This is a genomic window from Bacteroides zoogleoformans, from assembly GCF_002998435.1.
Classification (GTDB): Bacteria; Bacteroidota; Bacteroidia; order Bacteroidales; family Bacteroidaceae; genus Bacteroides; species Bacteroides zoogleoformans.
In genome coordinates, this window is the sequence record NZ_CP027231.1 from 3,196,056 (window position 1) to 3,222,211 (window position 26,156).

At 46.5% G+C, this 26,156-nt stretch carries 19 protein-coding genes and 1 pseudogene; 10 read left to right on the forward strand and 10 right to left on the reverse strand.

Going from position 1 to position 26,156, the window contains the following annotated elements:
• Window positions 1–65 precede the first annotated feature (65 nt).
• Genes C4H11_RS13340 through C4H11_RS13350 form a run of 3 tightly spaced genes read right to left on the reverse strand, consistent with a single transcriptional unit; the run spans window position 66 to window position 2,197 of the window.
• On the reverse strand, window positions 66–1,043 hold the full coding sequence (locus C4H11_RS13340; RefSeq protein ID WP_106042738.1) for a dihydroorotate dehydrogenase-like protein: 978 nt from the start codon (window positions 1,041–1,043) through the stop codon (window positions 66–68).
• A 19-nt stretch (window positions 1,044–1,062) separates the two neighbouring features.
• The gene (locus C4H11_RS13345; RefSeq protein WP_106042740.1) at window positions 1,063–1,731 is read right to left on the reverse strand and encodes a YggS family pyridoxal phosphate-dependent enzyme; all 669 of its coding nucleotides are present in this window, start codon (window positions 1,729–1,731) and stop codon (window positions 1,063–1,065) included.
• 1 nt (window position 1,732) lies between these two features.
• Window positions 1,733–2,197: a DUF4494 domain-containing protein gene (locus C4H11_RS13350; RefSeq protein ID WP_106042742.1), complete on the reverse strand. Its 465-nt coding sequence runs from the start codon at window positions 2,195–2,197 to the stop codon at window positions 1,733–1,735.
• Between the two features lie 484 nt (window positions 2,198–2,681).
• Here C4H11_RS13350 and tpx point away from each other — a divergent pair, with 484 nt between their 5' ends.
• Complete coding sequence (tpx, locus tag C4H11_RS13355) at window positions 2,682–3,182, forward strand: thiol peroxidase (RefSeq protein WP_106042744.1); 501 nt, start codon at window positions 2,682–2,684, stop codon at window positions 3,180–3,182.
• Window positions 3,183–3,544: 362 nt separating this feature from the next.
• On the opposite strand, the gene C4H11_RS13360 is transcribed toward tpx, so the two are convergent.
• Genes C4H11_RS13360 through C4H11_RS13370 form a run of 3 tightly spaced genes read right to left on the reverse strand, consistent with a single transcriptional unit; the run spans window position 3,545 to window position 7,376 of the window.
• Window positions 3,545–4,186, reverse strand: a complete 642-nt coding sequence (locus tag C4H11_RS13360; protein ID WP_106042746.1) for a DedA family protein — start codon at window positions 4,184–4,186, stop codon at window positions 3,545–3,547.
• A gap of 27 nt (window positions 4,187–4,213) precedes the next feature.
• Entirely contained in the window at window positions 4,214–5,635 is a 1,422-nt protein-coding gene (locus tag C4H11_RS13365; RefSeq protein ID WP_106042748.1) for a tetratricopeptide repeat protein, read from the reverse strand.
• Between the two features lies 1 nt (window position 5,636).
• A complete protein-coding gene (locus tag C4H11_RS13370) occupies window positions 5,637–7,376 on the reverse strand; it encodes a glutamine--tRNA ligase/YqeY domain fusion protein (protein WP_106042750.1) in 1,740 nt (579 codons plus the stop codon).
• Window positions 7,377–8,067: 691 nt separating this feature from the next.
• Between C4H11_RS13370 and C4H11_RS13375 the strand changes: the two genes are divergently transcribed.
• Window positions 8,068–8,670: a riboflavin synthase gene (locus C4H11_RS13375; protein ID WP_106042752.1), complete on the forward strand. Its 603-nt coding sequence runs from the start codon at window positions 8,068–8,070 to the stop codon at window positions 8,668–8,670.
• Between the two features lie 151 nt (window positions 8,671–8,821).
• On the opposite strand, the gene C4H11_RS13380 is transcribed toward C4H11_RS13375, so the two are convergent.
• Window positions 8,822–9,889 (reverse strand): alpha/beta hydrolase, encoded by a 1,068-nt coding sequence (locus C4H11_RS13380; RefSeq protein ID WP_394336041.1) that lies wholly within the window; start codon window positions 9,887–9,889, stop codon window positions 8,822–8,824.
• Window positions 9,890–10,087: 198 nt separating this feature from the next.
• Between C4H11_RS13380 and C4H11_RS13385 the strand changes: the two genes are divergently transcribed.
• The 3 genes from C4H11_RS13385 to C4H11_RS13395 all read left to right on the forward strand — a co-directional run bounded on the left by C4H11_RS13385 (window position 10,088) and on the right by C4H11_RS13395 (window position 12,530).
• A complete protein-coding gene (locus C4H11_RS13385) occupies window positions 10,088–10,990 on the forward strand; it encodes a helix-turn-helix domain-containing protein (RefSeq protein ID WP_106042754.1) in 903 nt (300 codons plus the stop codon).
• Window positions 10,991–11,235: 245 nt separating this feature from the next.
• The gene (locus C4H11_RS13390; protein ID WP_106043462.1) at window positions 11,236–12,315 is read left to right on the forward strand and encodes a DUF4468 domain-containing protein; all 1,080 of its coding nucleotides are present in this window, start codon (window positions 11,236–11,238) and stop codon (window positions 12,313–12,315) included.
• A gap of 29 nt (window positions 12,316–12,344) precedes the next feature.
• A complete protein-coding gene (locus tag C4H11_RS13395) occupies window positions 12,345–12,530 on the forward strand; it encodes a hypothetical protein (RefSeq protein WP_106042756.1) in 186 nt (61 codons plus the stop codon).
• Window positions 12,531–12,553: 23 nt separating this feature from the next.
• Here C4H11_RS13395 and C4H11_RS13400 read toward each other — a convergent pair whose 3' ends face one another.
• The 3 genes from C4H11_RS13400 to C4H11_RS13410 form a co-directional block, all read right to left on the reverse strand.
• Window positions 12,554–14,866 (reverse strand): family 65 glycosyl hydrolase domain-containing protein, encoded by a 2,313-nt coding sequence (locus tag C4H11_RS13400; protein WP_106042758.1) that lies wholly within the window; start codon window positions 14,864–14,866, stop codon window positions 12,554–12,556.
• 204 nt (window positions 14,867–15,070) lie between these two features.
• On the reverse strand, window positions 15,071–16,444 hold the full coding sequence (locus C4H11_RS13405) for an MFS transporter (RefSeq protein ID WP_106042760.1): 1,374 nt from the start codon (window positions 16,442–16,444) through the stop codon (window positions 15,071–15,073).
• Between the two features lie 20 nt (window positions 16,445–16,464).
• The gene (locus C4H11_RS13410; protein WP_106042762.1) at window positions 16,465–17,472 is read right to left on the reverse strand and encodes a LacI family DNA-binding transcriptional regulator; all 1,008 of its coding nucleotides are present in this window, start codon (window positions 17,470–17,472) and stop codon (window positions 16,465–16,467) included.
• A 679-nt stretch (window positions 17,473–18,151) separates the two neighbouring features.
• On the opposite strand from C4H11_RS13410, the pseudogene C4H11_RS14340 reads away from it, so the two are divergent.
• The 5 genes and pseudogenes from C4H11_RS14340 to C4H11_RS13435 form a co-directional block, all read left to right on the forward strand.
• A pseudogene (locus tag C4H11_RS14340) lies at window positions 18,152–18,502 on the forward strand (two-component regulator propeller domain-containing protein); the annotation flags it as partial.
• A gap of 52 nt (window positions 18,503–18,554) precedes the next feature.
• On the forward strand, window positions 18,555–19,739 hold the full coding sequence (locus C4H11_RS13420; RefSeq protein ID WP_106042764.1) for a glycoside hydrolase family 53 protein: 1,185 nt from the start codon (window positions 18,555–18,557) through the stop codon (window positions 19,737–19,739).
• 440 nt (window positions 19,740–20,179) lie between these two features.
• Window positions 20,180–23,278, forward strand: a complete 3,099-nt coding sequence (locus tag C4H11_RS13425) for a SusC/RagA family TonB-linked outer membrane protein (RefSeq protein WP_106042766.1) — start codon at window positions 20,180–20,182, stop codon at window positions 23,276–23,278.
• Window positions 23,279–23,296: 18 nt separating this feature from the next.
• Window positions 23,297–24,922: a RagB/SusD family nutrient uptake outer membrane protein gene (locus C4H11_RS13430; RefSeq protein ID WP_106042769.1), complete on the forward strand. Its 1,626-nt coding sequence runs from the start codon at window positions 23,297–23,299 to the stop codon at window positions 24,920–24,922.
• 23 nt (window positions 24,923–24,945) lie between these two features.
• Window positions 24,946–26,130, forward strand: a complete 1,185-nt coding sequence (locus C4H11_RS13435; protein WP_106042770.1) for a SusE domain-containing protein — start codon at window positions 24,946–24,948, stop codon at window positions 26,128–26,130.
• The last annotated feature ends 26 nt before the right edge of the window (window positions 26,131–26,156 follow it).

Below are 26,156 nucleotides of genomic sequence, written 5' to 3' on the forward strand. Positions count from 1 at the left end.
GTTCAATGACCATGTCATCATTATTATAACAAATGTTCCACTCTTTTTAGAATCTGTTTCTGGTATTATTGATGGGATGAGAAATATTTCAGGAACTGGGTTCTTTCAAAGATATTAACTCCTTTTTCATCTTTGATGTTCAGCATACCTTTAATTTGATTGATGTGGTTCATTCCCTTGCGTTGCATCCAAGAATCAAGGAAGTGAGTGTATTCTGCAATGGTCGAGATAGATTTCTGATAGAGTACGCTGCAAACCTCCACTGCCGATGCGCCCGCCAGAATCGCTTTTACTACTCCTTCGGGAGAGTGAATGCCGCCTGACACTGCATAATCCAACTTATCCACCATTGCCGAAGCAATGCCAACCCAGCGCAGGGAGTTGGACAAATCAGCCTCATTGCTGAACACATTGCCGGGCACTTGAGCGAGTTTCTCAATGTTGATGTCCGGCTGGTAGAAGCGATTGAACATTACCACTGCCGCGGCACCGTTGGCATATAGCTGGTTGATGAGAGCTATCGGGTTGGTGAGGTTATCACCCAATTTCATGATAACAGGAATCTTTACCGTTTTCTTGATGTGGCTTAAAATGTCTATATGACGTTGTTCGAAAGAACCGTACGAGTATTGAACCTCGGTTTGTAGGGCAAGAATATTGATTTCCAGTGCATCTGCGCCGGCTTCTTCTATTTTAGAGGCAAAATCCACCCAGTCGGCATTCTGATAACAGTTGATGCTGGCTATGATAGGAATGTTGCAAACTTTCTTGCTCTCTTTTATCAGGTTCAGATATTCTCCCAATTTATGTTCACGAATATACCCCACGAGGTAGTCGCTTCCTTCGGGATACATATTAGGATCGCCTTGCCAGTCGGCTTCCATCATGATTTGTTCTTCAAAAAGAGATTTAAGTACAATGGCACCTGCGCCTGCTTCAAAAAGTTTCTGGTTCTTTGCGGCACTGTCTGTTAATCCGGAACTACTCACAATGATGGGTTTTTTAAGCTTTAACCCTGCAAAAGTTGTTTCTAATGTTGCCATGATATAATATTTTTAGTTATCAATAATTTCTTTCTCCAAAAATCTTGCTTCCTATACGTATCAGTGTACTTCCGGCTGCAATGGCTTCACGATAGTCGTGAGACATTCCCATGGACAGTTCCTTGAAAGCTTCCGACTCTGAAAACCACTCGTCTTTTACTTCTCGGAAGAATTTACTTAAGGAACAAAACTCCATTTTGATTTGTTCGGCATTATCCGTGTTCGTGGCCATACCCATCAAGCCGCATATCCTGATATTATGAAACTGCTTCCATTCCCCTGAAGCCAACATCCCTCGGCATTCGTCAAAGCTGAATCCGAATTTAGTATCTTCGCGTGCGATATGCAATTGGAGTAAGCAATTCACGGTTCTACCGGCTTTTTCTGCTTGTTTGTTCACCTCAGCCAGCAGTTTGTAGGAGTCGATTCCGTGAATCAATGTCACATAAGGAATAATGTATTTTATTTTATTCGTCTGCAGATGTCCTATAAAGTGCCACTCAATATCTTTGGGAAGACTTTCATATTTGGCTGTCATTTCCTGTACCTTGTTTTCTCCGAACACGCGTTGCCCGGCACGATAGGCTTCTTCTATCGCTTCGTTGGGGTGAAACTTGGAAACGGCTACCAATCGTACTCCTTCAGGCAGTTCGTTCTGTACTTGTTTTAAACTTTCTGCGATACTCATATCAGATTTCCGGTTTGTCGTTGGCTTCTGCGCTATACGGATATACATCCATGATGGCGGTTTCGGCTACAGAGGCAATTTGATAATCGGCCATTGTGCCTTTCATGCCCTCATCCAGCTTCTTCACGGCATCACGCAAGTCGGCAGCTTGTACCAATACTTGAGTTGACGTTTTCTTTTCCGCGCCGCTTTTTTCATCCAATGTGATGAAAACCAATTTGCACTTGAACCAACGGTCGGAAGCCTCTTCCTCGCAGGGGAATAGTTCGCTGTAGTTGGCGCGCTTGATGTCCGACACGGTGAATTCTCCTGAAATGAAAGGTGTCATCTCTTCGATGATACGTGCTTCTGCTTCCGTGAAGCTGAGGGCGTCTACGAGATATGGCTCGGTTACTTTCTTATTCATGCCGTTTTCCATCGTTTTTTCGTAGCGTATTTTACACTCAAACCATGTATGCATTGCCATAAAATTCTTGTTTTTAGTTTAGTGGTTTATGAATTCTTTATATCCTGTGCCTATATCGGGCAAAGGTCGTACAAAGATAGAGAAAAACTGATAGAATCTATTCAAAGCAGGAATTTTCCTTGATGCAAAAAAGCGATAGGTATATAAATAAAAAAAAGGAGTACCGCTGTACTCCAACCTTTGTTAACCTTAAATCTAATACTATGAAAAACACAGTGCAAATATACGGTCTTTTTCGATATCTGCAAGATGGAAAAGCTATAAAATCGATTTTTATAACACTTATTATAACTTGGGGTTTGTATTACATTTTTTTTAAGATTTTCTTTCGGGCTTGAAAGAAGAAATTAACTGTTGATTGGGAAGGAGAATGCCTCTTGATGAAAAAATAGGATAAATAGGCTTGAGGTTGAAAATAACGGTAGTTCCCTGTGAACTTTTTGATGTCACCTTTTGTTCTATTACCATATAAATTGATATGACTATGGCTACAACAACATTTAAAGGACAGCCGGTAAAGATTCTCGGCGAGTTTATACAGGTAGGCACGGCAGCCCCTGATTTCGAATTGGTAAAAACTGATTTATCTTCTTTTTCTTTGAAAGAGCTGAACGGAAAGAATGTAGTGTTGAATATCTTCCCGAGTTTGGATACGAGCGTATGTGCCACTTCGGTGCGCAAGTTCAATCAATTGGCAGCTGATTTGGCTGATACTGTTGTATTGGCAATATCCAAGGATCTGCCTTTTGCTCATACCCGGTTCTGCTCTACAGAAGGTATAGAGAATGTGATTCCTTTATCGGATTTCCGTTTCTCTGATTTTGACGAGAACTACGGAGTGCGCATGGCGGATGGTCCTCTTGCGGGATTATTGGCACGTGCGGTGGTCATCATTGGCAAGAACGGTAAGGTAGTCTATACGGAGTTGGTTCCCGAAATCACTCAAGAACCTGATTATGATAAGGCCATTGCTGCTTTGAAGTAATATTTTGAATTTAGAAATGTATTAAAAACAAAACGGTGAGCAGGTTTTTCCTGTTCACCGTTTTTTCTATCCGTCCAAGACTTAGGTGTGTCTACTATATCAGCATGACTTAGGAGGAAGTGACTACTGAAGCAGTACAATATTCTAAAGAACAGTCTGCTGATATCGTTTATAAACAGAAAAAGCGTATAGCTAAATCAGGAAGAGACAGTAATTCAGCGTTTCACACTTGTGCAAGTGAGGGCTTACACTTGTACAAGTATCACCTCACACTTATGCAAGTGTAAAACGCTGAAATTCGTAGGGTTATAAAACGAGCGTTTTCCCGTGGAGATTCCGGGCCATTTCGGTCGATGCCATCTTTATTTTTTCTTCATTCCTTTGTAAATAAGAAAGCCTACAACCAATATGGCAATGGCCATGATAGCGTAACCTATCTCATGGCTGTATTTCGTTGCCATTACATAAACATCATTTGTCGTCTTTATTTCCGTAAAGCGATAGATTAGATAACCTATCAAGGCGAGAACGGCATTCCATATTCCCGCTCCCAGCGTAGTGTAAAGAAGGAAAGAACTTAACTTCATGCCGGCCAGCCCTGCGGGAATGCTGATGAGTTGGCGTACTGCCGGAATGAGGCGGCCGAAGAAAGTGGAAGCAGCACCATGTTTCTTGAAGTATTCCTCTGCATGGCGTACCTTATCTTCATCAATGAGGCACATATGCCCGAAACGGCTGTTGGCAAATCGATACACGATAGGACGTCCCAGCCAACGTGCCAGATAGTAGTTGATCAATGCGCCTATGTCGGCTCCAACTGTAGCAAAAACAACCACAAGTACAATGTTCATACTTTCGTCTGCCATGGATTTCCATGCGGCGGGCGGGACAATGACTTCCGACGGGAATGGGATAAAAGAGCTTTCAATAGCCATGAAGAGGGTGACTACCCAATAGCTCAAATTCTCCAATACCCATTTGATGAGTTCTGCTGATAATTCCATTTTTTTTGTTTTGCGGGTTATTGAATGTTATTGCAATCCGTCAAATATGTCTTTGATTATTTGAGTCAATTCATCTTGTCCGTCATCTTGCAGCAATTGCTTTAGCTGTTCCACTTTCTCCCAGTCAAGAGGATGTTTGCACAAGCTATTGTACTTCATAAAGTTCTCCTTGTCCTTCAGCACCACATACAGTCCGGCCAGTTTTTCGTTGATATCCTCAAAATCGGGATTCATTTGTTTGACTTGTTCAAAAGCCAGCTTGGCATAGTTAAATTGATTTACTTCCATGCTGTGCTGACCAATCTCGTACCATGTCTCTGCATATGGAGCATACTTTATGGCTTCGTCCCATTTTTTCGCTCCTTTTTTATATTTTCCTTCCTCCATATAGATACGGCCTTCTATCAAGTATGTATTAATATCTGCCGGATTCAGTTCATAGGCTGTCTTGCAATATCGATGGGCTTTTGTCGTTTTCCCCATTTTATGCAAGCACAATGCCGCATGAGCATAGAGCGAAGAACTTGTTGTGGGATTGCTGCCGTAATCGGTGTTTTCCTGAATGGCTTTTTCCAACAAAACATATCCCTCTTCCCATTTCCCTTTGGCTAAGTTGCTCATGCCGATGAAGTAGTTGATGAAGTAGGAAGAGAGTCCTCCGAATTTCTCTGCCTGCAGAAAATTTTCCATAGCCTTTTCTTCATTTCCCAATTGAAAGAAAGCGTGTCCTCTTATCGTATAGGCATCGGCGCATTCCTCGTCAGAGACAAGGGCGTAGTCACACGCTTCAATTGCTTTGTCAAGCATCTGTTGTTCGAAATAGCAACGGGCCAGCCCCATCCAGTAAGGTGCCGAATAAGGATTTATATCTATCAGCTGATTGAAGCAAACACCGGCCTTTTCAAATTCTCCCATGCCGAAGTAATAGTCGCCCGTGGTTGCAAGATATATTTCTTTGTCGGCATGCAGCTTGCGTGCGCGTTCCAGCCATGGCAATGCCTTTTCGGGAAATCCCATGTCAATGTATGCATAACACACGTCGATAATGTTGCCTATATCGTCTTGGTCTTCCATCTGGTTGAGGAGTACTTCGGCTTCCTCTACTTTTCCTTCTTTCAACAAGAGATTGGTTTTCAGAATTATTACTTCGGAAGAAACCTCGATAATGCTTTCGCATGTGTCTTGCGCTTCCCTTGTCCTTTGGGTATCCAGAAATAAATAGGAAAGTTCCACCAGCAAGGACGTGTCGCCGGGGTGTATCATAAGGCCGTACTCAACAAGTTCAATTGCCGTTGTGTATCTATGGCGTGCGGCATACCAGTTGGCAAGATCCACAAGATCCTCTACATCCAGATACCGAGGTTTGTTGTTCGCTTTCAACGACTCGTATTCTGAAGCAAATTTTCGCAGTTCTTTTTCTCTGTCAGATATCCGATTTTTCTTATTCATTTTATTTGTTGATTTTCCCCCATGTATCTTTCAGACCTACAGTACGGTTAAATATCATTTTCTCTCCGGTGGATTCTTTGTCCACGTTGAAATAGCCGATACGTTGGAATTGCAGATAAGAGAGTGGGGGCATGTCGGCAGCGTATTTCTCGATGTAGCAGCATGGCAGTGTGTGCAGAGAGTCCGGATTGATGATTTCCTTCATGGCTGTCAGTGCATCACAATTCTTTTCCTCGCGGATGGCGGCAAGTTCATCTCTCGGATTTTCTACTTTCCAGAGGCGGTCGTAAAGACGTACTTCTGCCTGGAGGCAATGGTCGCGGCTTAGCCAATGAATGGTACCTTTTACCTTGCGGTTGGCTCCGGGCAAGCCGCTTTTACTCTCCGGGTCGTATTCGCAATATATTTCTACGATTTCGCCGGCATCATTCTTCTTGCAACCGGTGCATTTCACGATATAGGCGTTCTTCAAGCGTACTTCTTGCCCCGGTGTCATGCGGAAATATTTCTTCGGAGCATCTTCCATGAAATCATCGCGTTCTATCCAGAGCTCGCGACTGAATTCTATAAAGTGGCTTCCTTCTTCAGAATGTTCGGGGTTGTCGATGGCCTCCATCTCCTCAACTTGTCCTTCCGGGTAATTGGTGATGATGAGCTTCACGGGGTTCAATACGGCCGATATACGGATGGCACGGTCGTTCAAGTCTTCGCGTACGGCACTTTCCAGAAGGGCAAACTCATTCAGCGCATCATACGTTGTATAGCCGATTTTATCAATGAATTTGTGTATGGACTCCGGCGAATAACCGCGGCGGCGGAAACCGCAGATGGTCGGCATCCTGGGGTCGTCCCAACCATTGACAAGGCCCTCTTTGACCAACGTCAGCAGATTGCGCTTGCTCATCAGCGTATAGCTCAGGTTCAGCTTATTGAATTCATATTGGCGGGGGCGGTTGTCGTTCAGATCCTTCCCTTCTTTCACCCAATCTACAAAGAGGTCGTAAAGCGGGCGGTGGGGCACGAACTCCAAAGTACACAGCGAGTGCGTCACCCCTTCGAAGAAGTCACTTTGTCCGTGTGCGAAGTCATACATCGGATAGGCCTTCCATGTGGTTCCGGTACGGTGATGCGGATGCTTCACCACGCGGTAGATGATAGGGTCGCGGAAGTGCATGTTGGAACTTGCCATATCTATCTTGGCTCGAAGCACCATGGCTCCTTCTTCAATCTCTCCGTTATTCATTTTCCGGAACAATGTAAGAGATTCTTCAACGGGGCGGTTACGATACGGGCTTTCCGTGCCGGGTTGTGTAGGAGTGCCTTTTTGCGCAGCTATCTGTTCGGAAGTTTGCTCATCGATATACGCTTTGCCCTCTTTGATGAGATGAACGGCAAAGTCCCAAAGCTGCTGAAAATAGTCGGAAGCATAGTATTCATTTCCCCACTGATAACCTAACCATCGGATGTCCTCCTTTATGGATTCTACGTATTCCACATCTTCTTTGGTAGGGTTGGTGTCGTCGAAGCGCAGGTTGCAAATGCCGCCATGGGCCGCAGCGATGCCAAAATCAAGGCAGATGGCCTTGGCATGTCCGATATGAAGATAACCGTTCGGTTCCGGCGGAAAACGTGTTTGCACTTTATTCCCGTTTTTACCTTCTCTTAAATCGTTCTCTACTATTTGTTCTATGAAATTCAGGCTCTTTTTTTCGTTTGTTTCTTCACTTCTTGCTTCTGCCATACTACTTACTGTTTTCGTTGGTGCAAATTTAGATATAAATCACGATTTATATGCCAGTGTGATAAGAAAAAATCAAGACCACCCCTATCTTTGTGGCGTGGGAGGTCTCGGTGAGCAAGCCTCAGGATAAATGTTTCACGAGTTCTTAGTCTCAAAATATAATAGCCTATGCGGTAAAGATGTATTTGTTATCCTAATATATGGGGTTAGTTGGCGTAATATAATGCAATTTTTCATTGTAAAAATGCGTGAATGCGCAGTTTTAGTACCGTAAAACGGTGTCTCATATGGAAATTCCTTGGTCACCATGGATTAGGACACAACACGTTCTTTACCTGATAGACATCAGACATTTTTTAGTATAATTTCAGGATTCTGTCAAAAATAGTCTTATATTTGCCCTTGAAGACGCTTGCAAATGTAGAAAAGTGCTTTGAAATGATAATTATGCTAAACTGTTTTCCGAAAAGATGTTATAAGACATGTTTTTTAATTTGGTTGGTATCACGAAAAGCGTCTATATTTGCACCGTTATCCTGAAAACAATCTTTTTACCTTAAAAAAAACTAATACCTATTGAAAACTGAAAAAAGGAGGCTTTGTGAAAAGCTTCCTTTTTTTATGCCTCATATAAAGCTCTTTTTTTATCTTTGCAGGCACTATAGCAATAACCTAAAAGTATAATAAGACAATGTTTTCCGGAATTGTAGAAGAATGTGCCGTGTTGGTGGCCGTGGTTAAAGAACGGGAGAATGTGCATTTCACGTTTAAGTGTTCGTTTGTAAACGAACTGAAAATAGATCAGAGTGTTTCTCATAACGGTGTTTGCCTTACTGTGGTCAGTTTGACAGATGATACATATACCGTGACGGCGATGAAAGAAACGCTGGAGCGTTCCAATCTTGGTCTGCTGGAGGTAGGCGACGAAGTGAATGTGGAGCGTAGCATGATGATGAACGGGCGTTTGGACGGACATATCGTTCAGGGACATGTCGATCAGACTGCTACATGCATCGATATAAAGGATGCGGAGGGAAGTTATTATTTCACCTTCAAGTATGCTTTTGACAAAGAGATGGCAAAACGGGGATACATCACGGTGGATAAAGGCTCGGTAACGGTCAACGGAGTCAGCCTGACCGTATGCAACCCCACCGAAGATACTTTCCAAGTGGCCATTATTCCTTATACTTTTGAAAACACCAATTTCCATGCTTTCCGGATTGGCAGTGTGGTGAATATTGAGTTTGATATTATCGGTAAGTATATCAGCCGCATTAACAAGCTGATATAGTTGCCTGTATCAACAAGTACACCCAACACCATTCCGGCCGAAACTCCCACAAACACTTTAGCCATGCCTTGGGTGAATCTTTCTTATCGACAGATGTCACTGCGACGGTGAAAGCCATCGACATATATATCTTCGTATAAGCCCCTCGTTGTTACTTCAAATAGTTCTGATAGAACGCCTTGATTTGGTCAAATGGGATATAATTATTATCACCGCCATCGTACAAATCGGTATGCGTTGCATCAGGAACTATTATCAGCTGTTTATTGTCGCCCTTGAGTTTCTTGAATGTATCCTCGCCCATATAACGAGAGTGAGCCTTTTCGCCATGAACGATGAGTACGGCATTACGCAGATCTTCAGGATGTGCGAGGATAGTATTGTTCATCCACCCTGTCATGGCTTGCAGCTTCCAGCCATTCTTTGAGTTCACGGAACGCTCGTTATAGCCGCGTTTAGTGGTGTAGTAGGCGGAATATTGCTGAATGAATGCCGGTTCCTTTCCCGTGAGCTTGTCGAATGGAACGTTGGTGGCGGCACGCTGCTGTGCGCCTGTGGCATACTCTTCGGTGCGTAGCTGTGCTATCTGTGCCTTGCTCTGATAGCGTTCGTCGGCAGTGCCGCTGTCGTTATAACCCCATGCGCCTATGCGTGGCATGTCGTACATGGTACTGGCTACGGTGGCTTTGATGCGTGGGTCGTTAGCTGCTGCATTCAGTGCAATGCCTCCCCAACCGCAGATACCAAGAATACCGATGTGATTGGCATCGACGTTTGGCAGGTTGCTCAAGTAGTCTACAGCAGCCTGAAAGTCTTCCGTATTGATGTCGAGTGAGAACATATCGCGCGGTTGTCCACCACTTTCGCCCGTAAACGACGGGTCGAATGCTATTGTAAGAAAGCCCATCTCGGCGAGTCTCTGTGCGTAAATACCGCTCGATTGCTCTTTTACTGCGCCGAATGGTCCACTTACGGCAATGGCCGACAGCTTACCCGCAACTTCCTTGGGTGTGTACATGTCGGCAGCGAGCTCGATGCCGAAGTGATTATGGAAGGTTACTTTCTTATGTTCTACTTTGTCACTCTTAAGGAACGTTTTGTCCCATTGCTGTGTCAGCAGCAGCTTGGCAGGCTCTTGCATTGCTGTCTGCTTGTCGTTTATCTGCGCATTGCTCATCATTGTCATACTCAATAATGTTGTTAAAATTAAATTCTTCATATTCCTGATATTTTTAAATGTTCTACTTTGAAGTCAGAAGATGCTGTAATCTTTGTTTCCGAATGCAAAATTAGTTGTTTTGGCACTGGTAACAGATAGATATATTAACGATAAAATTACCGATTTTATCGTTTTTGTGTTTTTCTTGGTAATTACAAGTAAAATGGATATTTTTGTTCACAAAATGTATCACCGCGTATGAAAGAAATTCTGCATATCAACACGGCCAACGATTACGCCAATGACATTGGAGCACCCGTTTATCATCCTCATGTGTCAGTGATTCATTATGACGAGATGGGGAGAATACGCCATACCCTCAACCGATTCGATGTGTATGCCATTTTTGTGCAGAAGAACTTTCCGGACCAACTTACTTATGGTGTTGGCAACTATGCTGCTGACGAGGATGCATTGTTGGCTTATGCTCCCGGACAGATAGGAGGAAAGGCCGACGATGGCACAGTGGAACAGTATAATGGTTGGGTACTGATGTTCGACCCGGAATTTGTCTATGGCACAGAATTTGAACGCAACTTGAACAATTATCACTATTTTTCGTATAATACAAACGAGGCACTAAAACTCACTGCCGACGAGATGGCGATAATAAACCATATCATGTCAGCTATTCGCAGAGAGTTGAAGGCCAATCAGCCGCATGCCGACCGGATTGTGCAAGATTATATTCTGCTGTTAGCCGATTTTTGTAATCGATTCTATGACCGGCAATTCCTGAAAGCGACAGAAAACAAGAGTGACATTCTCGCCCGTTTTCAGCAAGTACTACTGAAGTATTACGAAAATGGGAGACAATATAAAAGTGGGATTCCCAGTGTGAAATACTGTGCAAGTGAACTCTTCATGTCGCCCGGCTATTTTGGAGATGTTATCCGTAAAGCACTGGGTCAAAGTCCCTTGCAATATATCCGCGGATTCGTCGTCGACCGCTCCAAAATGCTCATAGCATCCGGCAAGACAATTGCGGAAGTAGCCTATAGCACAGGCTTCGACTATCCCCAACATTTCACCTGTGTGTTCAAGAAGGAGACGGGCATGCTGCCTTCCAAATATTTGGAATCTATTAAGATTGTCAAATGAAAAGCTTGTAAATATCCATATCGTTGTGCCCCTCATGTTATTCTTTTTTTCAAAATAGCACCGGAAGTAAATATATCCATAGTTCCCGGCAGGCAACCATATGGGAAAAGATTATATGCATGGGCCAAAACAGTTCGTGGAACAAATAAAAAGCATTATATTTGCCCCCATGCTTTTTCCTTTCCATCTCTCATTCGGAAGAAAGTTTTTGAGATTGACTGTTAAATTAAAGACATATGTTTATTATGAAAAAATTGACACATTTTCTTTTCTTGTTGTTTTGCTTTTGTCTATCTGCTCCGTTGTATGCACAGGACAGAGATGACAGCAGATATTTAGCCGGTGCCGTTCCCGAAGTGAATGGTAAAGTGGTATTTTCAAAAGAGTTCAGCATTCCCGGTATGTCACAAGACGAAATCTATGAACGAATATCCCAATGGATGGACAAACGACTGAAAAAAAACGGGAACAACAGCCGTATCGTTTTTACCGATAAAGCCAAAGGACAGATTGTGGGTACCGGCGAAGAATGGATTATATTCAGTTCGAGCGCTTTGTCTCTTGATCGCACCAAAGTGTCCTATCAGCTGACGGTGAACTGCCTACCGGAAAAGAGCATGCTCGAAATAGAGAAAATCCGATTCAGTTATCGGGAAGGGAAAGAAAAATATACTGCGGAAGAATGGATTACTGACAAATATGCCCTGAACAAAGCCAAAACAAAATTGATACGCGGTCTTGCCAAGTGGCGTAGAAAAACCGTAGACTTTGCAGACAGCTTCACTCAAGAAATAACCGAATCGCTCAGCGCTTCTACAGCACAAAATTTGACTGAGGGGCAAAAAGAAGAACAAAAAGCTATTACCGGCTCAGGCCCGATAGTGATTACTCCTAAAAAGCAAGTGATAGTAGATACTCCTCAAACAACCGGAGTGGCTGTTACAGAGCAGACACAGACAACGGTTGCGGTTGCAGGATACAGACAAGTATCCCCTCAAGATTTATCTTCTAATGCCATTCAAACAGGAAATGGAAGACTGGTTATCGTGATAGGAGATGATCCATTCAATATGACAATGATGACTGCTAACTCCGGCGGCTCATTGGGTAAAGTCAACGGAAAGTCGGTTGTCTTTAGCATTCTGTCGCCCGACCAGCCATACGAACAAATGGAAAAAGCGGAAAATTACATCATTCGCTTCTACCCGACAGGACAAACAGAACCTGCGCTGATACTGGAATGCAAGAAACTTCCCTCACCTGCCGCGATGGAAGGTATGCCACGTACCTATGTGGGAGAAATCATTAAAGCAATGGCTAAATAACAATTTCTAAACCTATAAAAACAAAAATCGTGAGCATAGAAGAGGCAATGATGGGTGGTATTGTCTTTAAAGGCAAAAAAGAAAAAGCCAAAGGAGAGAATAAAGTAAAGACCAAGGCTAAGAAGAAGACCTACATCACGGGGCAGCATGGTTCCGCATCGGCTAAAATGAAAGCGGAGATTCGCCGTAAACGTGCTAACAGGCATAAGAAATAGATAAACGGTCGCATGCCTTTGTCTTATTGCATGAGCGGCAGTTGCAGTTCTTGGTCTTTCTTCAGTGTGTACACGTCCTGATAAACCTGTACTTTCAGCGCTTCGCCGGCCTTGAGCAAGATGCGTATCTCCTTGCCTATGTGCAGACGCAACGTGCATCCCCGGTAATTGATTTTGAAAGAATAACTGTTCCACTTCTGAGGCACGACGGGAGAGAATTTCAACATCTCGCCTTGTACCTGCATGCCTGCAAAGCCCCGTACGATGACGAGCCATGCGCCCGGCATGCTGGTGATATGCAGGCCTTGGCAGGCTTCGTTATTATAGTCGTCCAAGTCGAGTCGCGTGGCATGCACGAAGAGGCGGTAGGCCTTTTCCACTTCGCCGATGCGGGCGGCGAGGATGGCGTGGATGTGCGGTGAGAGGGATGATTCGTGCACCGTCATCGGCTCGTAGAACTCGAAGTTGCGGCGGACGGTATCCGTATCGAAATTGAAGTAATAGAGATAAAGCCCCAGCAACACGTCGCTTTGCTTGATGTAGCACGAACGCAGGATGCGGTCCCACGACCAGTGCTGGTTGATGGGGCGCTCTTCGGCGGGGATGTTGTCGGCGCTTTCCAGTACCTTGTCCATATAACCGTCGTTCTGGACGAAGATGTTCCGTTCCTTATCTTCAGGCAGATACATCTGCTCGATGATTTCCTCCCAACGCTTGCTCTCTTCGGGCTGATTGAACCGGGTGGTGCGGCAGATGTGGGCATACCGCTCGGGATATTTCCGCTCGATGACTTCCAGAAAACGGAGGGTCATCCTGAGGCATTGTATGCAGGAGTAGTTGGTGTACCAGTTGTTGTCCACGTTGTTCTCGTATTCGTCCGGTCCGGTGACACCGAGGATGACGTATTTCTGCTTCGGTTGCGAGAAAGACACCCGTTGGCTCCAGAAGCGGCTGACGGCAATCATCACTTCCAGGCCATATTGGGCGATGTAGTCCGTCGAGCCGGTCAGTATGGCGTGCTGGACAATGGCGTAAACGATGATGTTGTTGCGGTGTATCTCCTCGAAAGTTATTTCCCATTCGCTGTGGCACTCTTCGCCGTTGTTGGTCATTTGCGGATATAGTGCGGCTCCATCCTTGAAGCCCAGTTTACGGGCATTGTCTATGGCTTTGGTCAGGTGGTTGTAGCGGTAAATCAGCAAGTTCTTCGTAATCTCCTTGGGGGTGGAGAGCAGGAAGAAAGGCACGCAGCACAACTCGGTGTTCCAATAAGTGTTTCCGCCGTACTTTTCGCCCGTGAAGCCTTTGGGGCCGATGTTCAGGCGCGGGTCGTCTCCGCGGTAAGTCTGGTGAAGCTGGAAGATGTTGTAGCGGATGCCTTGCTGCACCTCCGGGTCGCCTTCGATGGAGACGTCCGTTTCGTCCCAGATGCTCTGCCAGGCTTGCTTGTGCTCGTCCAGCAGGGCGTCCCAGCCTATCTGCTTGGCTTTGCGCGCTTGGTCCACGGAGGCGTCTACCAGTTCGCTCCGTTCATTGTAGAGCGAGGAGGTGATGGCGGTGTATTTGATGAGCGTTACGCGGTCGCCGGGTTTTACGTCGGCGCCTACGCTGAATCCTGCCTGTTTCTCTTTCTCTATGCGTATGGGGATGGCTCCGGCCTCTTTGCCGTTCTTGAAGAACCGGTAGGTCATGGCATAGCACACCTGCGCGTCTTCCCGCCGGGTCTGTGTCCAGAGGTAGGCGCAATCGCCGGCAGAGCCGGAACGCAGGATGTTCCATATTTTGATGTTCGGGTGGTCAGGGTCGTCCACGGCGCCCGCGTCGAGTATGGGCACGAGCGATACTCTTCCGGTGTAGTTGACGGACGAAACGCTGTATTTGATGAGGCTGAGGTCGGGACGGGCCATGTCGGCGATGTGCTCCACATGGATGCGGAGTTTGTTTCCTTGCGGGGAGGTGACCTCCATGTCGCGGTAGGAGATGCCCTCTTTCATGTCGAGGCGGCGGATGAAGCTGTCCACATCCCATACCGCTACGTCTAATTCTTCGTCAATGAGGCGCAGGCCCATACGGCTCCAGTCCGCCGCTTTGGGGATTCGGGTGTAATAGTGGGGGAATCCGTTCTTCCACCACTCCACACGGGTTTTATCCAGAAAGGTGATGCCTGCCACGAACGAAGCCCGGTAGCTGTCGCTGCCATAAGACTCTTCAAAATATCCCCGTTGACCGAAACGCCCGTTTCCAAGACTGAATATACTTTCGGACATTCGTTGACGGTCGGGGTGGAACCCATCTTCGATGATGTTCCATTCATCGGTTTTGAGATATTTCTTCATCGTTGTGTGTTTTCAGAGGTTATCGCCGTAAAGATAAGCAATATGCGGGAATAAAGGAGAATATCAGAGGACAAAATTTGAGGTAGGAATGAAAGACACCGGAGGAAGACGCCGTCTCTCGCTGCCGGGCGCTTTCCTCGGTGTCGGGCGGGGGAACCGGTGTCGGACTGCCTCCCCGCTCGGACATGTTTCTGAAGCCGGTTATCAGCCGGCTTTTTCTGTATTTGTTTCTTTAATCAGGTACACACAGCCGGCTCCTATCATCAGCATCACGCCTGCCATCACGAGCATGTTGATTTCGGGAGGCAGCGCCCCTTCGGGGGTGAACAGGGCAAGAATGCTTCCACCCAAGGCGGCCGCTACAATCTGCGGGATGCAGATGGTGCCGTTGAACAGCCCCAGGTAAGTGCCCATGTGTCCGCCGCTCAATGCGTTGGTCAGGATGGTGAACGGCAATGCCAGCATGGCGGCCCATGCGCAGCCGATGAGCAAGAAAGAAACGAATAGCAGATAGGGGTGATGCATGAAATAGGTAGAGATGAAGCCGATGCCTCCCAATACCAGACTGAGGGAGTAGATGAAGCGGCGGTCCTTGAACAGCGGGATGCAGATGGCCCAGAGCACGGAGCCGATGGCCTGCACGGCAAAGAGCACGCCCACCCAGTTGGCGGCCTCTTGATATTGCAGGCTCTTGGTGTCGAGCACTATCTTGCTCACACCATTCGTCAGATGTTCTACGGTCGGCGCATCGAACGCATTGGCCGCCACGCTTCCGTTGGTATAAGTCCACATGAACATGAACGCGAACCAGCAGAAGAACTGAACCAGCCCCACTGTCCAGAACGTTTTCGGAGCTTTGGCAAGGAGTTTCAGCATGTTGGTCTTCTCATGCTCCTCCTTTTCGCTGATGCCGTGATATTCGGCATACTCGGCGGGCGGCATCTCCTTTACCTTGACCGTGGTGTAGATGACACAGAATATCAGGATGGCTGCCCCGATGTAGAAAGAGTAAATCACGGAGTCGGGCACCACCCCTTCGGGTGCCGTGTTGCTGATGCCTATCCATGCGAAGATGAACGGGAACAGGAAACCTACCAGACTGCCGGCGTTGCACAGGAAGCTCTGGATGGAGTAGGCCAGTCCCTTCTGCTTTTCGTTCACCATGTCGCCCACCATCATCTTGAAGGGTTGCATGGCCATGTTGATGGAAGTGTCGAGAAACATCAGCGACACCAGCCCGAATGTCATGGCCGTACTTGCCACCATGCCGAAACTGCCGGCATTGGGCAGCAGGCACATCACCAATACCGCCACTAACGAACCGATGAAGAGGTAGGGGATGCGCCGGCCGAAACGTGTCCACGTCTTGTCGCTGGCCGCTCCTACGATGGGTTGCACGATGATGCCTGCCAGCGGAGGCAGTATCCAGAAATAGCTCAGGTTATGCGGATCGGCTCCCAATGTGGAGAAGATACGGCTGATGTTTGCACTTTGCAAGGCATACGCAATCTGTACGCCAAAGAAACCGAAGCTGATGTTCCACAGCTTCCAGAAACCTAAATCGGGTTTTACTTTCATGGTATATATGCTATTGGTTTTTATTTCGTTGTTCCTCTCACCACCAGATTGGTACGCACTATTCTGTTGCTGTTTTTCTCCGTTTTCCCTTCCAGCTTCTCTATCAGTATGCCGAAAGCGCTTTTTCCCACCTCTTCGCCACGCTGTTCTATTGTGGTCAGTTTCGGGTCGGTGCTTTGCGCGATGGCTCCGTCGGTGAATCCGCAGATGGAAACTTCATCAGGGACTTTCAGCCCCACCAGTTTGCATGCATACAGTATGCCCGATGCCGTTTCGTCGTTGATGGCGAAGAATCCGTCGGGACGATTGGGGCTTTCCAGTAAATCCGGAGTGATGGCGATGGCGCGTTCGCGCGTGTCGCATGGCAGAATCATGCTGTCGTCCACCGGAATCTTATATTTCTTCATGGCATCCAGATAGCCGTTGCGTCGGTTCTTGGTGATTTCCAAATGGGGAGAAGCGGCATAGAAAAAAATGCGCTTGCATCCGGTCTGTATCATGTATTCCACCGCGGCAAACGAGCCGGCATAGTCGTCCACCACCACCCGCTCGGTTTTCAGTTCCGTGCAGATTCGGTCGTAGAAGACGATGGGAATGTCATGATTCAGCAACTCCTGATAATGATCGTAAAGGGCGGTGCCCTTGGCAAGCGAAGCGATGACCCCGCAGACGCGGGCAGACAGAAAAGCGTGCGTTATCTTTACTTCCTGCTCATACGATTCGCTGCTTTGTGCCACGATGATGTTATATCCCGCTGCCGTGGCCGCTTTCTCTATTCCGCTCAACACGCAGGAGAAAAAGTGGTGTACCAATTGCGGGACAATCACTCCGATCGTATTGCTGCGGCTGGAGCGCAGGTTTACGGCGAGTTCGTTCGGCTTGTAGTTGTGCTCGCGGGCATAGGCATGAATAAGGTCACGAGTCTCCCGGCTGATGTCCGGATTGTCTTTCAGTGCCCTCGACACGGTGGAAGGAGAGACGTTCAACGCCCGGGCAATGTCCTTGATGGTAATCTGCGGTTTATTCATGAGTAAGATTTTTGAGCAAAGGTAATAAAATAGAGGATGTTGCAAGCAGACGGACTTCGTCTTTTTTGCGCCACCCGGTCACAAAAATAACGGAATGGGGCAAGCTACGGCTTCTCATTGAAGTATATCGGGCCGGAAGTTTGTGCAAACGATTGCATCGTGTTGCTCCGGTTGGATTTTATGTAATTTCCCTCGCTATATTGGCCGATGCGTCGTTATCCGAAAGATATCGGCGCATAAAATGATACTTACTTATGTATATATACGAGCATAAAAATTGGATAATTTTCCGTTGGGATAGTGAGAAAATCGTCTTATCATTCCGTAGTTCCTCCGTATTACCTCCGTATTATCTCCGTATTATCTCCGTATCACCTCCGTATCATCTCCGTATCATCTCCGTATCACCTCCGTATCACCTCCGCTCATATAGGTACGGAGCGGACACGGAGCGGACACGGCGTTGATACGGTTTGGGTATGGCTCCGAGGGTAAGTATGCATCAGGCTTGTGGTATATCGCTTCCCCTCTTTTACTTGTATAAGTATAAGGCCGTAAAGATAGAGGTGGTCTTGATTTTTTTCTCGTTGCACCGGCATATAAACCACAATTTATACTAAATTTGCAACCAACCTATAGCAAAAATCTAAGAATGCATAGATATTTCCTTTACCTCTGTATGACACTGCTGTCGTTTGTCATGCCCTGTCGTATATGTGGACAGAAGTCAGATTATGGGCTGTTTCGTAATATCTATTTGGGAGCAGAGACTTCTGTAATAGGATGTTTTCTGCAAGATACACAGGGGCTTATGTGGATAGGGACGGAAAAAGGGCTGTACAGTTACGACGGATATTCGGCCCGTCCGCATTTCACCCCGGGTGAGCAGAGTAACACGCATATCTATTGTGGTGTGGTGGTGGATAGCACTTATCGCTACAATGCGAACTGGGCATACAGCATCTTTGAGGATAATGAAGAACGCTTGTGGATAGCAACTTGCCTGGGTGGTATCTTCGTTGTGGACAAACTGTCTTCTCCTACTTTTGTCACCCGAACAATAAATAAAAACTTAGTTTACCATGGATTACTTTAAAACATTCTTTTCTTTTCTTTTTGCCGCTTATTCGTTGACGGCATGCGGCAACAGTAATGACACTTTTGTTCCCACTCCCGAACCGAAGCCCGAGACTCCCGGGAAGATAACTTCTGATTTTGCCAAAGGGGCAGACATCGGGTGGGTCACCGAATACGAATCCAAAGGATATGGTTTCTATAATGCCAAAGGCGAGAAACGCGAATGCACGGCTCTGATGAGGGAGCTTGGACTTGATGCCATCCGCATCCGCGTGTGGGTAGACCCGAGTGCCCACGGCAATTGGTGCAATGTGGACGATGTGGTGGTGAAAGCTAAAAGGGCCAAAGCTTTGGGCATGGATGTGATGATAGACTTCCACTACAGTGATTGGTGGGCCGACCCTGCCCAGCAGAACAAACCGGCCTCGTGGGTAGGCAAGAATTTGGCGGATTTGAAGAAAGCCATCGGCGACCATACGGCAGACGTGCTTCGGGCGTTGAAGGAGGCAGGCGTCACTCCCAAATGGGTACAGGTGGGCAATGAAATCCGTCCCGGCATGCTGTGGGATAAAGACAAGGCGTTGAGCGGCGCTTCTTATGATGTGGAAGAACGCCACCTGAAGGATGCGCCCGCCAATGCTTCTTCTAAAGTGGTGTATCCCGTGAATTGGGCCAATCTGGGGGCTTTCATTACCACCGGATATGATGCCGTGAAGTCGGTTTTCGCCGATGCCATTGTCATTGTTCATCTGGACAACGGATGGGACAGCGGTCTGTTCAACTGGTTCTTCGACGAGCTGAAAAAGAACGGGGGCAAGTGGGATATGATAGGCATGTCGCTCTATCCTTATTGGACGCGCGTGGAGAAACCTGCCTATAAGGCCGATGATGTTATTACAGACTGCATCAAGAACATCAACGCCTTGAGCGCGAAATATAATTGCGATGTCATGATGGTGGAGACCGGTATGGAGTGTGCCGATGAACGGGGTAGATTGGCAAGTCCTTCTGTCTTGGCCGAGGGTAAAAGGCAGTTGGCCCGTATCTTGAAAGAGTGCAAGGAGAATACCAACGGTCGCTGTAAAGGTGTGTTCTATTGGGAACCGGAGTGCAAGCCGAGCCAATATAGATTGGGCGCTTTCACCGAAGACGGACGCCCTACCGTGATTATGGAGGCTTTCGGCGAATAATCCGTAGTTCCTCCGCATATATCCTCCGTATCTGCTCCGTTCCTATAAGGTGCGGGACAGATACGGAGTTGATACGGTTTTGGTATGGCCCTGACGGTAAGGATGCCTTAGTTTGTGGCATATCGTCTCTTCTCTTTTGCTTGTATCTCTCCTCTTTTATTTGTATATTTGTATAAGCTTATGCCCGTAGGGACATAGGTCAAGGAGAGATATATAGGAAAATCTGATACCTGATGACTTTGTAGTTACGCAATCGTTTGCATCTTTCGAACAGCATATTTATCACACTTCTTTTTCCCTATTATGCGAATAAGGGATATTTTTGTCTCATCATGCTATGGGTACTTTGAAAAACGACCTTCGCGGATGCCATGAACTCGATTTTGTTTTTTGAGAAATATACAGGTAATTTATATTGTTAACTTTTATTTATTAAGTGCATGAAGCAAGTTAATCTTAGAATCTGTCGAACGATTCTTCCCCTATTTTTAGGGCTATTCTTGTCTATTGGCGTTTATGCGCAGAACATCACCGTGAAAGGGCATGTGAAAGATGCCGCGGGTATGGAGGTGATTGGCGCAAATGTCGTGGAAAAAGGTAATACCTCGAATGGTACAATCACCGACCTTGATGGTAATTTCACGTTGAACGTGCGTAAGGGAGCTACGTTGGTAGTATCTTTTATCGGCTATAAATCGCAGGAAGTGGCTGCCGCTCCTTCTGTGGTGGTGACTTTGCAGGATGACGCGGAGTTGCTGAACGAAGTGGTGGTTATTGGCTACGGTCGTGCCAAAAAGAACGACTTGACCGGTTCGGTGACAGCTATTAAACCCGATGAGATGAACAAGGGTCTTCAAGTAAGCGCACAAGACATGATTACGGGAAAAATTGCCGGCGTCAACGTGCAAAGCAATGGTGGTGAACCGGGCGGTGGCGCATCGATTCGTATTCGTGGCGGGTCATCATTGAATGCCAGCAACGATCCGTTGATTGTCATCGATGGGCTGGCCATGGATAATTACGGAATGCAGGGGATGTCCAACCCCTTGAACCTTGTGAATCCTAATGATATTGAAAGTTTCACTGTGCTGAAAGACGCTTCGGCCACCGCCATTTATGGTAGCCGTGCCTCCAATGGTGTGATTATTATCACAACCAAGAAAGGACGCAAAAACATGAAACCGGCCGTCGCATATAACGGAAGTGTTTCGATGAGTGTTGTAGCTAATAAGCTGGATGTCTTGAAAGCAGGCGAGTTCATGGATTTCATTAAAAGAAAGAGTGGCCTGGATGGTGCCGATTGGGAAAACAGCGAGTATTATAAAATGATGGGTTACTGGAGCGCTTATAATGCCGACGGCACGCCTGCCGCAGGAGCACAGAAGCTTTTTGCCGACACCGATTGGCAAGATGAGATCTATCGCACGGCGATTTCTACCGACCATAATCTTACCCTGACGGGCGCTTATAAGAACCTGCCTTATCGTGTTTCTTTAGGCTATACCAATCAGCAGGGTATTCTCCGCACTTCCGACTTTGAACGTTTCACGGCCAGCGTAAGCTTGAATCCAACTTTCTTTCAAGAACATCTGACAGTGAACTTCAACGCTAAGGGCATGTACTCCAAAACAACTTATGCCAACACCGGAGCCATCGGCGCTGCCAGCGAAATGGATCCCACCAAACCCGTATATATCAATAGCGAGTTTTTCAATAAGAATTTTGGTGGATATTTCCAATACAGCTCGCCTGTGGACCGCGGCGATGATGAATGGAAATACTCCATCCACTCTTTGGCCGCCAGAAACCCGATGTCTTTGCTGAACACGGTTTCTGATAAGGGCAAGGGGAAAGAATTGACCGGAAACTTAGAACTCGATTATAAGATTCACGGCCTTGAAGACCTCCATCTGCACATGAATGCCGGTATGGACTTGAAGAGTGGTAAAAGCGATAAATTCTACAGCCGCTATAACTATGACAACTATTATTACGGGAATCAGGGGTGGAATACGCAAGACACCTACAACCTGTCGCTGAACATGTATGCTCAATACATCAAAGATTTTGGTAAAAATCATCATTTCGATGCAATGGGCGGCTATGAGTGGCAACACTTCCACAAGAAAACGGACTACTATTATTATGGAACTTATCCTAACACGAACAAAGAACATCCGGGCGAGATTAAAGATCCGTCAGAAAATACGTTGTATAAGACAGAGAATTATCTGGTATCTTTCTTCGGCCGTTTGAATTATTCTTTGTTGGACCGTTATTTGTTGACTGTGACATTGCGTAACGATGGTTCTTCACGTTTCCATAAGGATGGCCGTTGGGGACTTTTCCCGTCAGTGGCTGCCGCATGGAAAATCAAAGAAGAGTCTTTCCTGCGTGATTCTAAAACAATATCCGACTTGAAACTTCGCCTCGGTTGGGGTAAAACCGGCCAGCAGGAAGGTATTGGCGACTATACTTATTTCGCTTCGTACACAACAAACGGACTGGGCGCATACTATCCCATTTTGGGCAAGGGTGTGACATATCGTCCCGATGCTTACAATGCTGCACTGACGTGGGAGAAGACTACGACTTACAATGCCGGTATCGACTTGAATCTTCTCAACGACCGCTTCACGGCCAGCGTTGATTATTACTATCGTAAGACCACCGACCTCATCAACACCGTGGCTGTAGCTGCCGGCTCGAACTTCAAGAATAAGGTGACGAGCAATATCGGAGAGTTGCATAATCAGGGAGTGGAATTCTCGTTCACATATCGTCCTGTCCAGACTAAAGACTGGCGTTGGGAACTTGGTTACAACATCACTTATAACAATAACGAAATAGACAAGTTGCTGGCCGGTAATGATTCCAATTACAAAATCCTGCATGGCGGACTTGCAGTGGGCGACTCCGGTTCGGATGGTATCAAGGCTTGGGCCGTGGGCAGACCGGTATCTGCTTTCTATACTTATCAGCAGGTGTATGACAAGAACGGGCAACCTATCGAAGGACTGTTTGTGGATAGAAACGGTGATGGAACCATCAACTCGGCCGACCGTTACTTCTACAAGAAAGCCGATGCCGATGTGATGATGGGTATGACCTCCAAACTGCTTTACAAAAATTGGGACTTCAGCTTCTCACTTCGCGCAAGCCTCGGCAATTATGCCTATAACGGAGTGGAAGCCGGTCGGTCGAATATCTCCGTGGAACGTTTGTTCAATGGTAATACATGGCACAACGTCACTGACATGACCATACCGAAGAATTGGAACTATATCTCTACCGAGAGTGCTTTGTCGGATTATTTCATTCAGAACGCTTCGTTCTTGAAGTGCGACAACATCACTTTGGGATACAGCTTTGACAAACTGTTCGGGATGAAAATCAGCGGACGTACTTATCTTACCGCTCAAAACGTATTTACCATTTCCAAGTATAAAGGGATTGATCCGGAAATCAATGGAGGTTATGATGGCAACATTTATCCTCGTCCGTTCACCGGAGTATTTGGGGTAAGTCTTAATTTCTAAAACATAATATAGAAGAACATGAAAACAAGAATATTGAAATCAATGATACCTGCCGCCGCGCTTGCGCTGGCATTGAACTTCTCCTCTTGTGTGGGCGATCTGGATGTTACGCCGATCAATCCGCAGCAGACGATGGAGTTTGACAATGATGCGGTTTTCAACAAAATTTATGCAAGCTTCAGCCTGACAGGGCAGTCGGGTCCTAACGGCAACGGTGATATAGATGATGTGGATGAAGGACGTTCGGGTATGTTTCGTTCGCAGTGGTATCTCAATGAGTTTACGGCCGATGAGGCTCACTGGGTATGGGCAACCGATGCCGGAATTCCGGAACTGCTCCATAATTCTTGGGGAGAAAGCTGTGTGTTCTCGGCTGCTCTTTACTATCGTCTTTATTTTACGATAACGCTTTGCAACTTCTATTTGAGTCAGGATGGCAATGCGGCCGACCAAGAGTTGCGCAATGCCGAGGTACGTTTCATCCGCGCCTATAATTATGCACTTGTAATGGACTTGTATGGAAATGCCGCTTTTACCGAAAAAGTATCTGCCGAAAAAGCTGCGGGCTACACAAGAGGACAATTTTTTGAATATGTAGAGAAAGAATTGAAAGAATGCGCGGATTTGATGGCGGAACCGGGAAAAAACACTTATGGGCGGGCCGACCGCGTGGCTGCATGGAACCTTTTGGCGCGTATTTATCTGAATGCGGAAGTGTATACAGGAACATCTCGCTGGGATGATGCCATGACTTATGCAGAAAAAGTCATCAATAATGGTTATTACAAACTGAACAAAACAGGCGCAACGAATTCGGTGACCGGTGAAAAGTATACCGCTTATCAGATGTTGTTTCTGGCAGATAACAATCGCAATGGCGCACAATACGAGAACCTTTTGGTGGGGCTGACCGACGGAGAGGCTACCAAGAGCTATGAAGGTACCAACTTCCTTATTCAAGCTTCTTACTCAAATAAGGTGTCAACAGATGTCTATGCTCCCTCGGGTGCCAATAACAGTTGGGGTAAATGTATTCGTTTGCGTAAGCAGTTGATTGATAAATTCTTTGCCAATAAACCCGCTGATGCGGCTACCTTGCAGGAGATGACTGCCGCGGCCGGTGATGACAGAGCCTTGTTCTTTAACAAAGGAATGGATATATCTGTTACTGATGAAGGTACGGATGAAAACTTGGGATATAGCAGTGTGAAATTCCGCAATGTTAACTCCGATGGAAGCAGTAATGCCGTTATCGAATTTGTAAATACCGACCTACCTGTGATGCGTATTGCCGAGGCATACCTGACGTATGCGGAAGCTGCAATTCGTAAGAATGGCGCCACGAGCAACAGTGCGGCTAAAGCAAAGTTGGATGAATTGCGTGCACGTGCAAACGCTGTCGCAAAGGGCACCTATACTTTGGATGATGTATGTGACGAGTGGAGCCGTGAGTTCTGGCTCGAAGGACGCCGTCGCATTGATCTTATCCGCTTCGGGAAGTTTGCCGGCCAGTCTGCCTATAAATGGGAATGGATGGGCGGTGTGTACGAGGGAAACCAATTCCCTTCGCACATGAATGTGTTCCCCTTGCCGGTGAATGAAATCTCGAACAACACGAATCTGAAACAGAATCCTAATTATTAACTTTTAAAGGAAAACACAGAATCATGAAAAAATATATTATAACATCTTTGTTGGCCGGTGTAGCTCTGATGGGGCTTACATCGTGCGAGGATGATAGGGATTCCAATCCTACGCTTGTAGTGCCCGATACCTTCGTGTTGAACACTCCGGCATTGGCAGGAAATGTCTATGACTTGGGTGGCGGAGCGAGCATCGAACTTACTTGCAAGCAGCCTGAATTCGGATATACGGCGGCTGTGAGCTATTATACCCAGCTTTCGTTGAACGGTGAGTGGAAAAATGAGGTGGATGAAAAAGGAGAGGTAGTGGGCTTGCCGAAATTCGTGCAGTTGGAAAGTTATAGCACAAAGGCTAAATTCAATGTCAATGCCAAAGACTTCAACAAGGCTCTCATGAAGATGGGGGGATATACGGAAGAAAGTCAAATACCCGAGGAGTTGAATGTGTATGTACGTCTCAACGGGGTGTTGAGTTCAGGACAGAATACTTATTCCAATCATATCACGCTGAAGGTGAAACCATTCTTCCAGGCATTGGTCGCTGCCGATCCTGAATTGTGGTATCTCATTGGCTCTTGTGTAGGTGACGGTTCTTGGGGATCGGAAATCGGTGTTGCCGTTTATCCGATGTCGCCGGTGGAAGGCGCCAAGTTTGATGAAGTGACAGGAAAAGGACCTCTGACTTATACCGGCTATTTTACTCCCGATCTCGGATTCAAGATTGTCCGTGTACCGGGCGAGTGGGCCGACCAATGGGGTGGGACGGACAATGATATCAATCAGCCCCGCAGGAAGGATGACAGCGGTGAAGGTGCCGATTTTAAAGTTCCTTCGGCAGGTTACTATAGAATAAACCTCGACACTTATGCCAATACGTTGACTTTTACGGCTCTTGATAAGAATCCGGCCGAATATTCGCAGATGATGATTGCCGGAGAATTTACCAATTGGGGCGATGGCGCCGTGAAGATGAATCCGGTGGATACGTATGCAGGTGCTCGTCCTCACGTGTGGGTGTATGATTTGAGCCTTGATGCGAATTCTGTGATGAAATTCCTTGTGGACAGCAGCTGGAATCCTAATTGGGGTGGCGATAAGTTCCCGTTTGGCTGGGGTGTTGGCGGCGGTGCCAATATTCCTGTGGCAGCCGGAAACTACCGAATCATCTTTAATGATATTACCGGTTATTATCATTTCTATAAAAAATAATGTAGAACGATTAAAACTTGATTGAT

What these genes read in the sequence shown, in the direction of transcription:
- C4H11_RS13360 (WP_106042746.1), bottom strand. Translation starts at nt 4,186, where the DNA reads ATGGAATTATCAGCAGAACTCATCAAATGGGTATTGGAGAATTTGAGC.
- C4H11_RS13380 (WP_394336041.1), bottom strand. Translation starts at nt 9,889, where the DNA reads ATGAAGAATTTAATTTTAACAACATTATTGAGTATGACAATGATGAGC.
- C4H11_RS13345 (WP_106042740.1), bottom strand. Translation starts at nt 1,731, where the DNA reads ATGAGTATCGCAGAAAGTTTAAAACAAGTACAGAACGAACTGCCTGAA.
- C4H11_RS13385 (WP_106042754.1), top strand. Translation starts at nt 10,088, where the DNA reads ATGAAAGAAATTCTGCATATCAACACGGCCAACGATTACGCCAATGAC.
- C4H11_RS13340 (WP_106042738.1), bottom strand. Translation starts at nt 1,043, where the DNA reads ATGGCAACATTAGAAACAACTTTTGCAGGGTTAAAGCTTAAAAAACCC.
- C4H11_RS13425 (WP_106042766.1), top strand. Translation starts at nt 20,180, where the DNA reads ATGAAGCAAGTTAATCTTAGAATCTGTCGAACGATTCTTCCCCTATTT.
- C4H11_RS13350 (WP_106042742.1), bottom strand. Translation starts at nt 2,197, where the DNA reads ATGGCAATGCATACATGGTTTGAGTGTAAAATACGCTACGAAAAAACG.
- C4H11_RS13430 (WP_106042769.1), top strand. Translation starts at nt 23,297, where the DNA reads ATGAAAACAAGAATATTGAAATCAATGATACCTGCCGCCGCGCTTGCG.
- C4H11_RS13375 (WP_106042752.1), top strand. Translation starts at nt 8,068, where the DNA reads ATGTTTTCCGGAATTGTAGAAGAATGTGCCGTGTTGGTGGCCGTGGTT.
- C4H11_RS13410 (WP_106042762.1), bottom strand. Translation starts at nt 17,472, where the DNA reads ATGAATAAACCGCAGATTACCATCAAGGACATTGCCCGGGCGTTGAAC.
- tpx (WP_106042744.1), top strand. Translation starts at nt 2,682, where the DNA reads ATGGCTACAACAACATTTAAAGGACAGCCGGTAAAGATTCTCGGCGAG.
- C4H11_RS13405 (WP_106042760.1), bottom strand. Translation starts at nt 16,444, where the DNA reads ATGAAAGTAAAACCCGATTTAGGTTTCTGGAAGCTGTGGAACATCAGC.
- C4H11_RS13370 (WP_106042750.1), bottom strand. Translation starts at nt 7,376, where the DNA reads ATGGCAGAAGCAAGAAGTGAAGAAACAAACGAAAAAAAGAGCCTGAAT.
- C4H11_RS13365 (WP_106042748.1), bottom strand. Translation starts at nt 5,635, where the DNA reads ATGAATAAGAAAAATCGGATATCTGACAGAGAAAAAGAACTGCGAAAA.
- C4H11_RS13390 (WP_106043462.1), top strand. Translation starts at nt 11,236, where the DNA reads ATGAAAAAATTGACACATTTTCTTTTCTTGTTGTTTTGCTTTTGTCTA.
- C4H11_RS13420 (WP_106042764.1), top strand. Translation starts at nt 18,555, where the DNA reads ATGGATTACTTTAAAACATTCTTTTCTTTTCTTTTTGCCGCTTATTCG.
- C4H11_RS13435 (WP_106042770.1), top strand. Translation starts at nt 24,946, where the DNA reads ATGAAAAAATATATTATAACATCTTTGTTGGCCGGTGTAGCTCTGATG.
- C4H11_RS13400 (WP_106042758.1), bottom strand. Translation starts at nt 14,866, where the DNA reads ATGAAGAAATATCTCAAAACCGATGAATGGAACATCATCGAAGATGGG.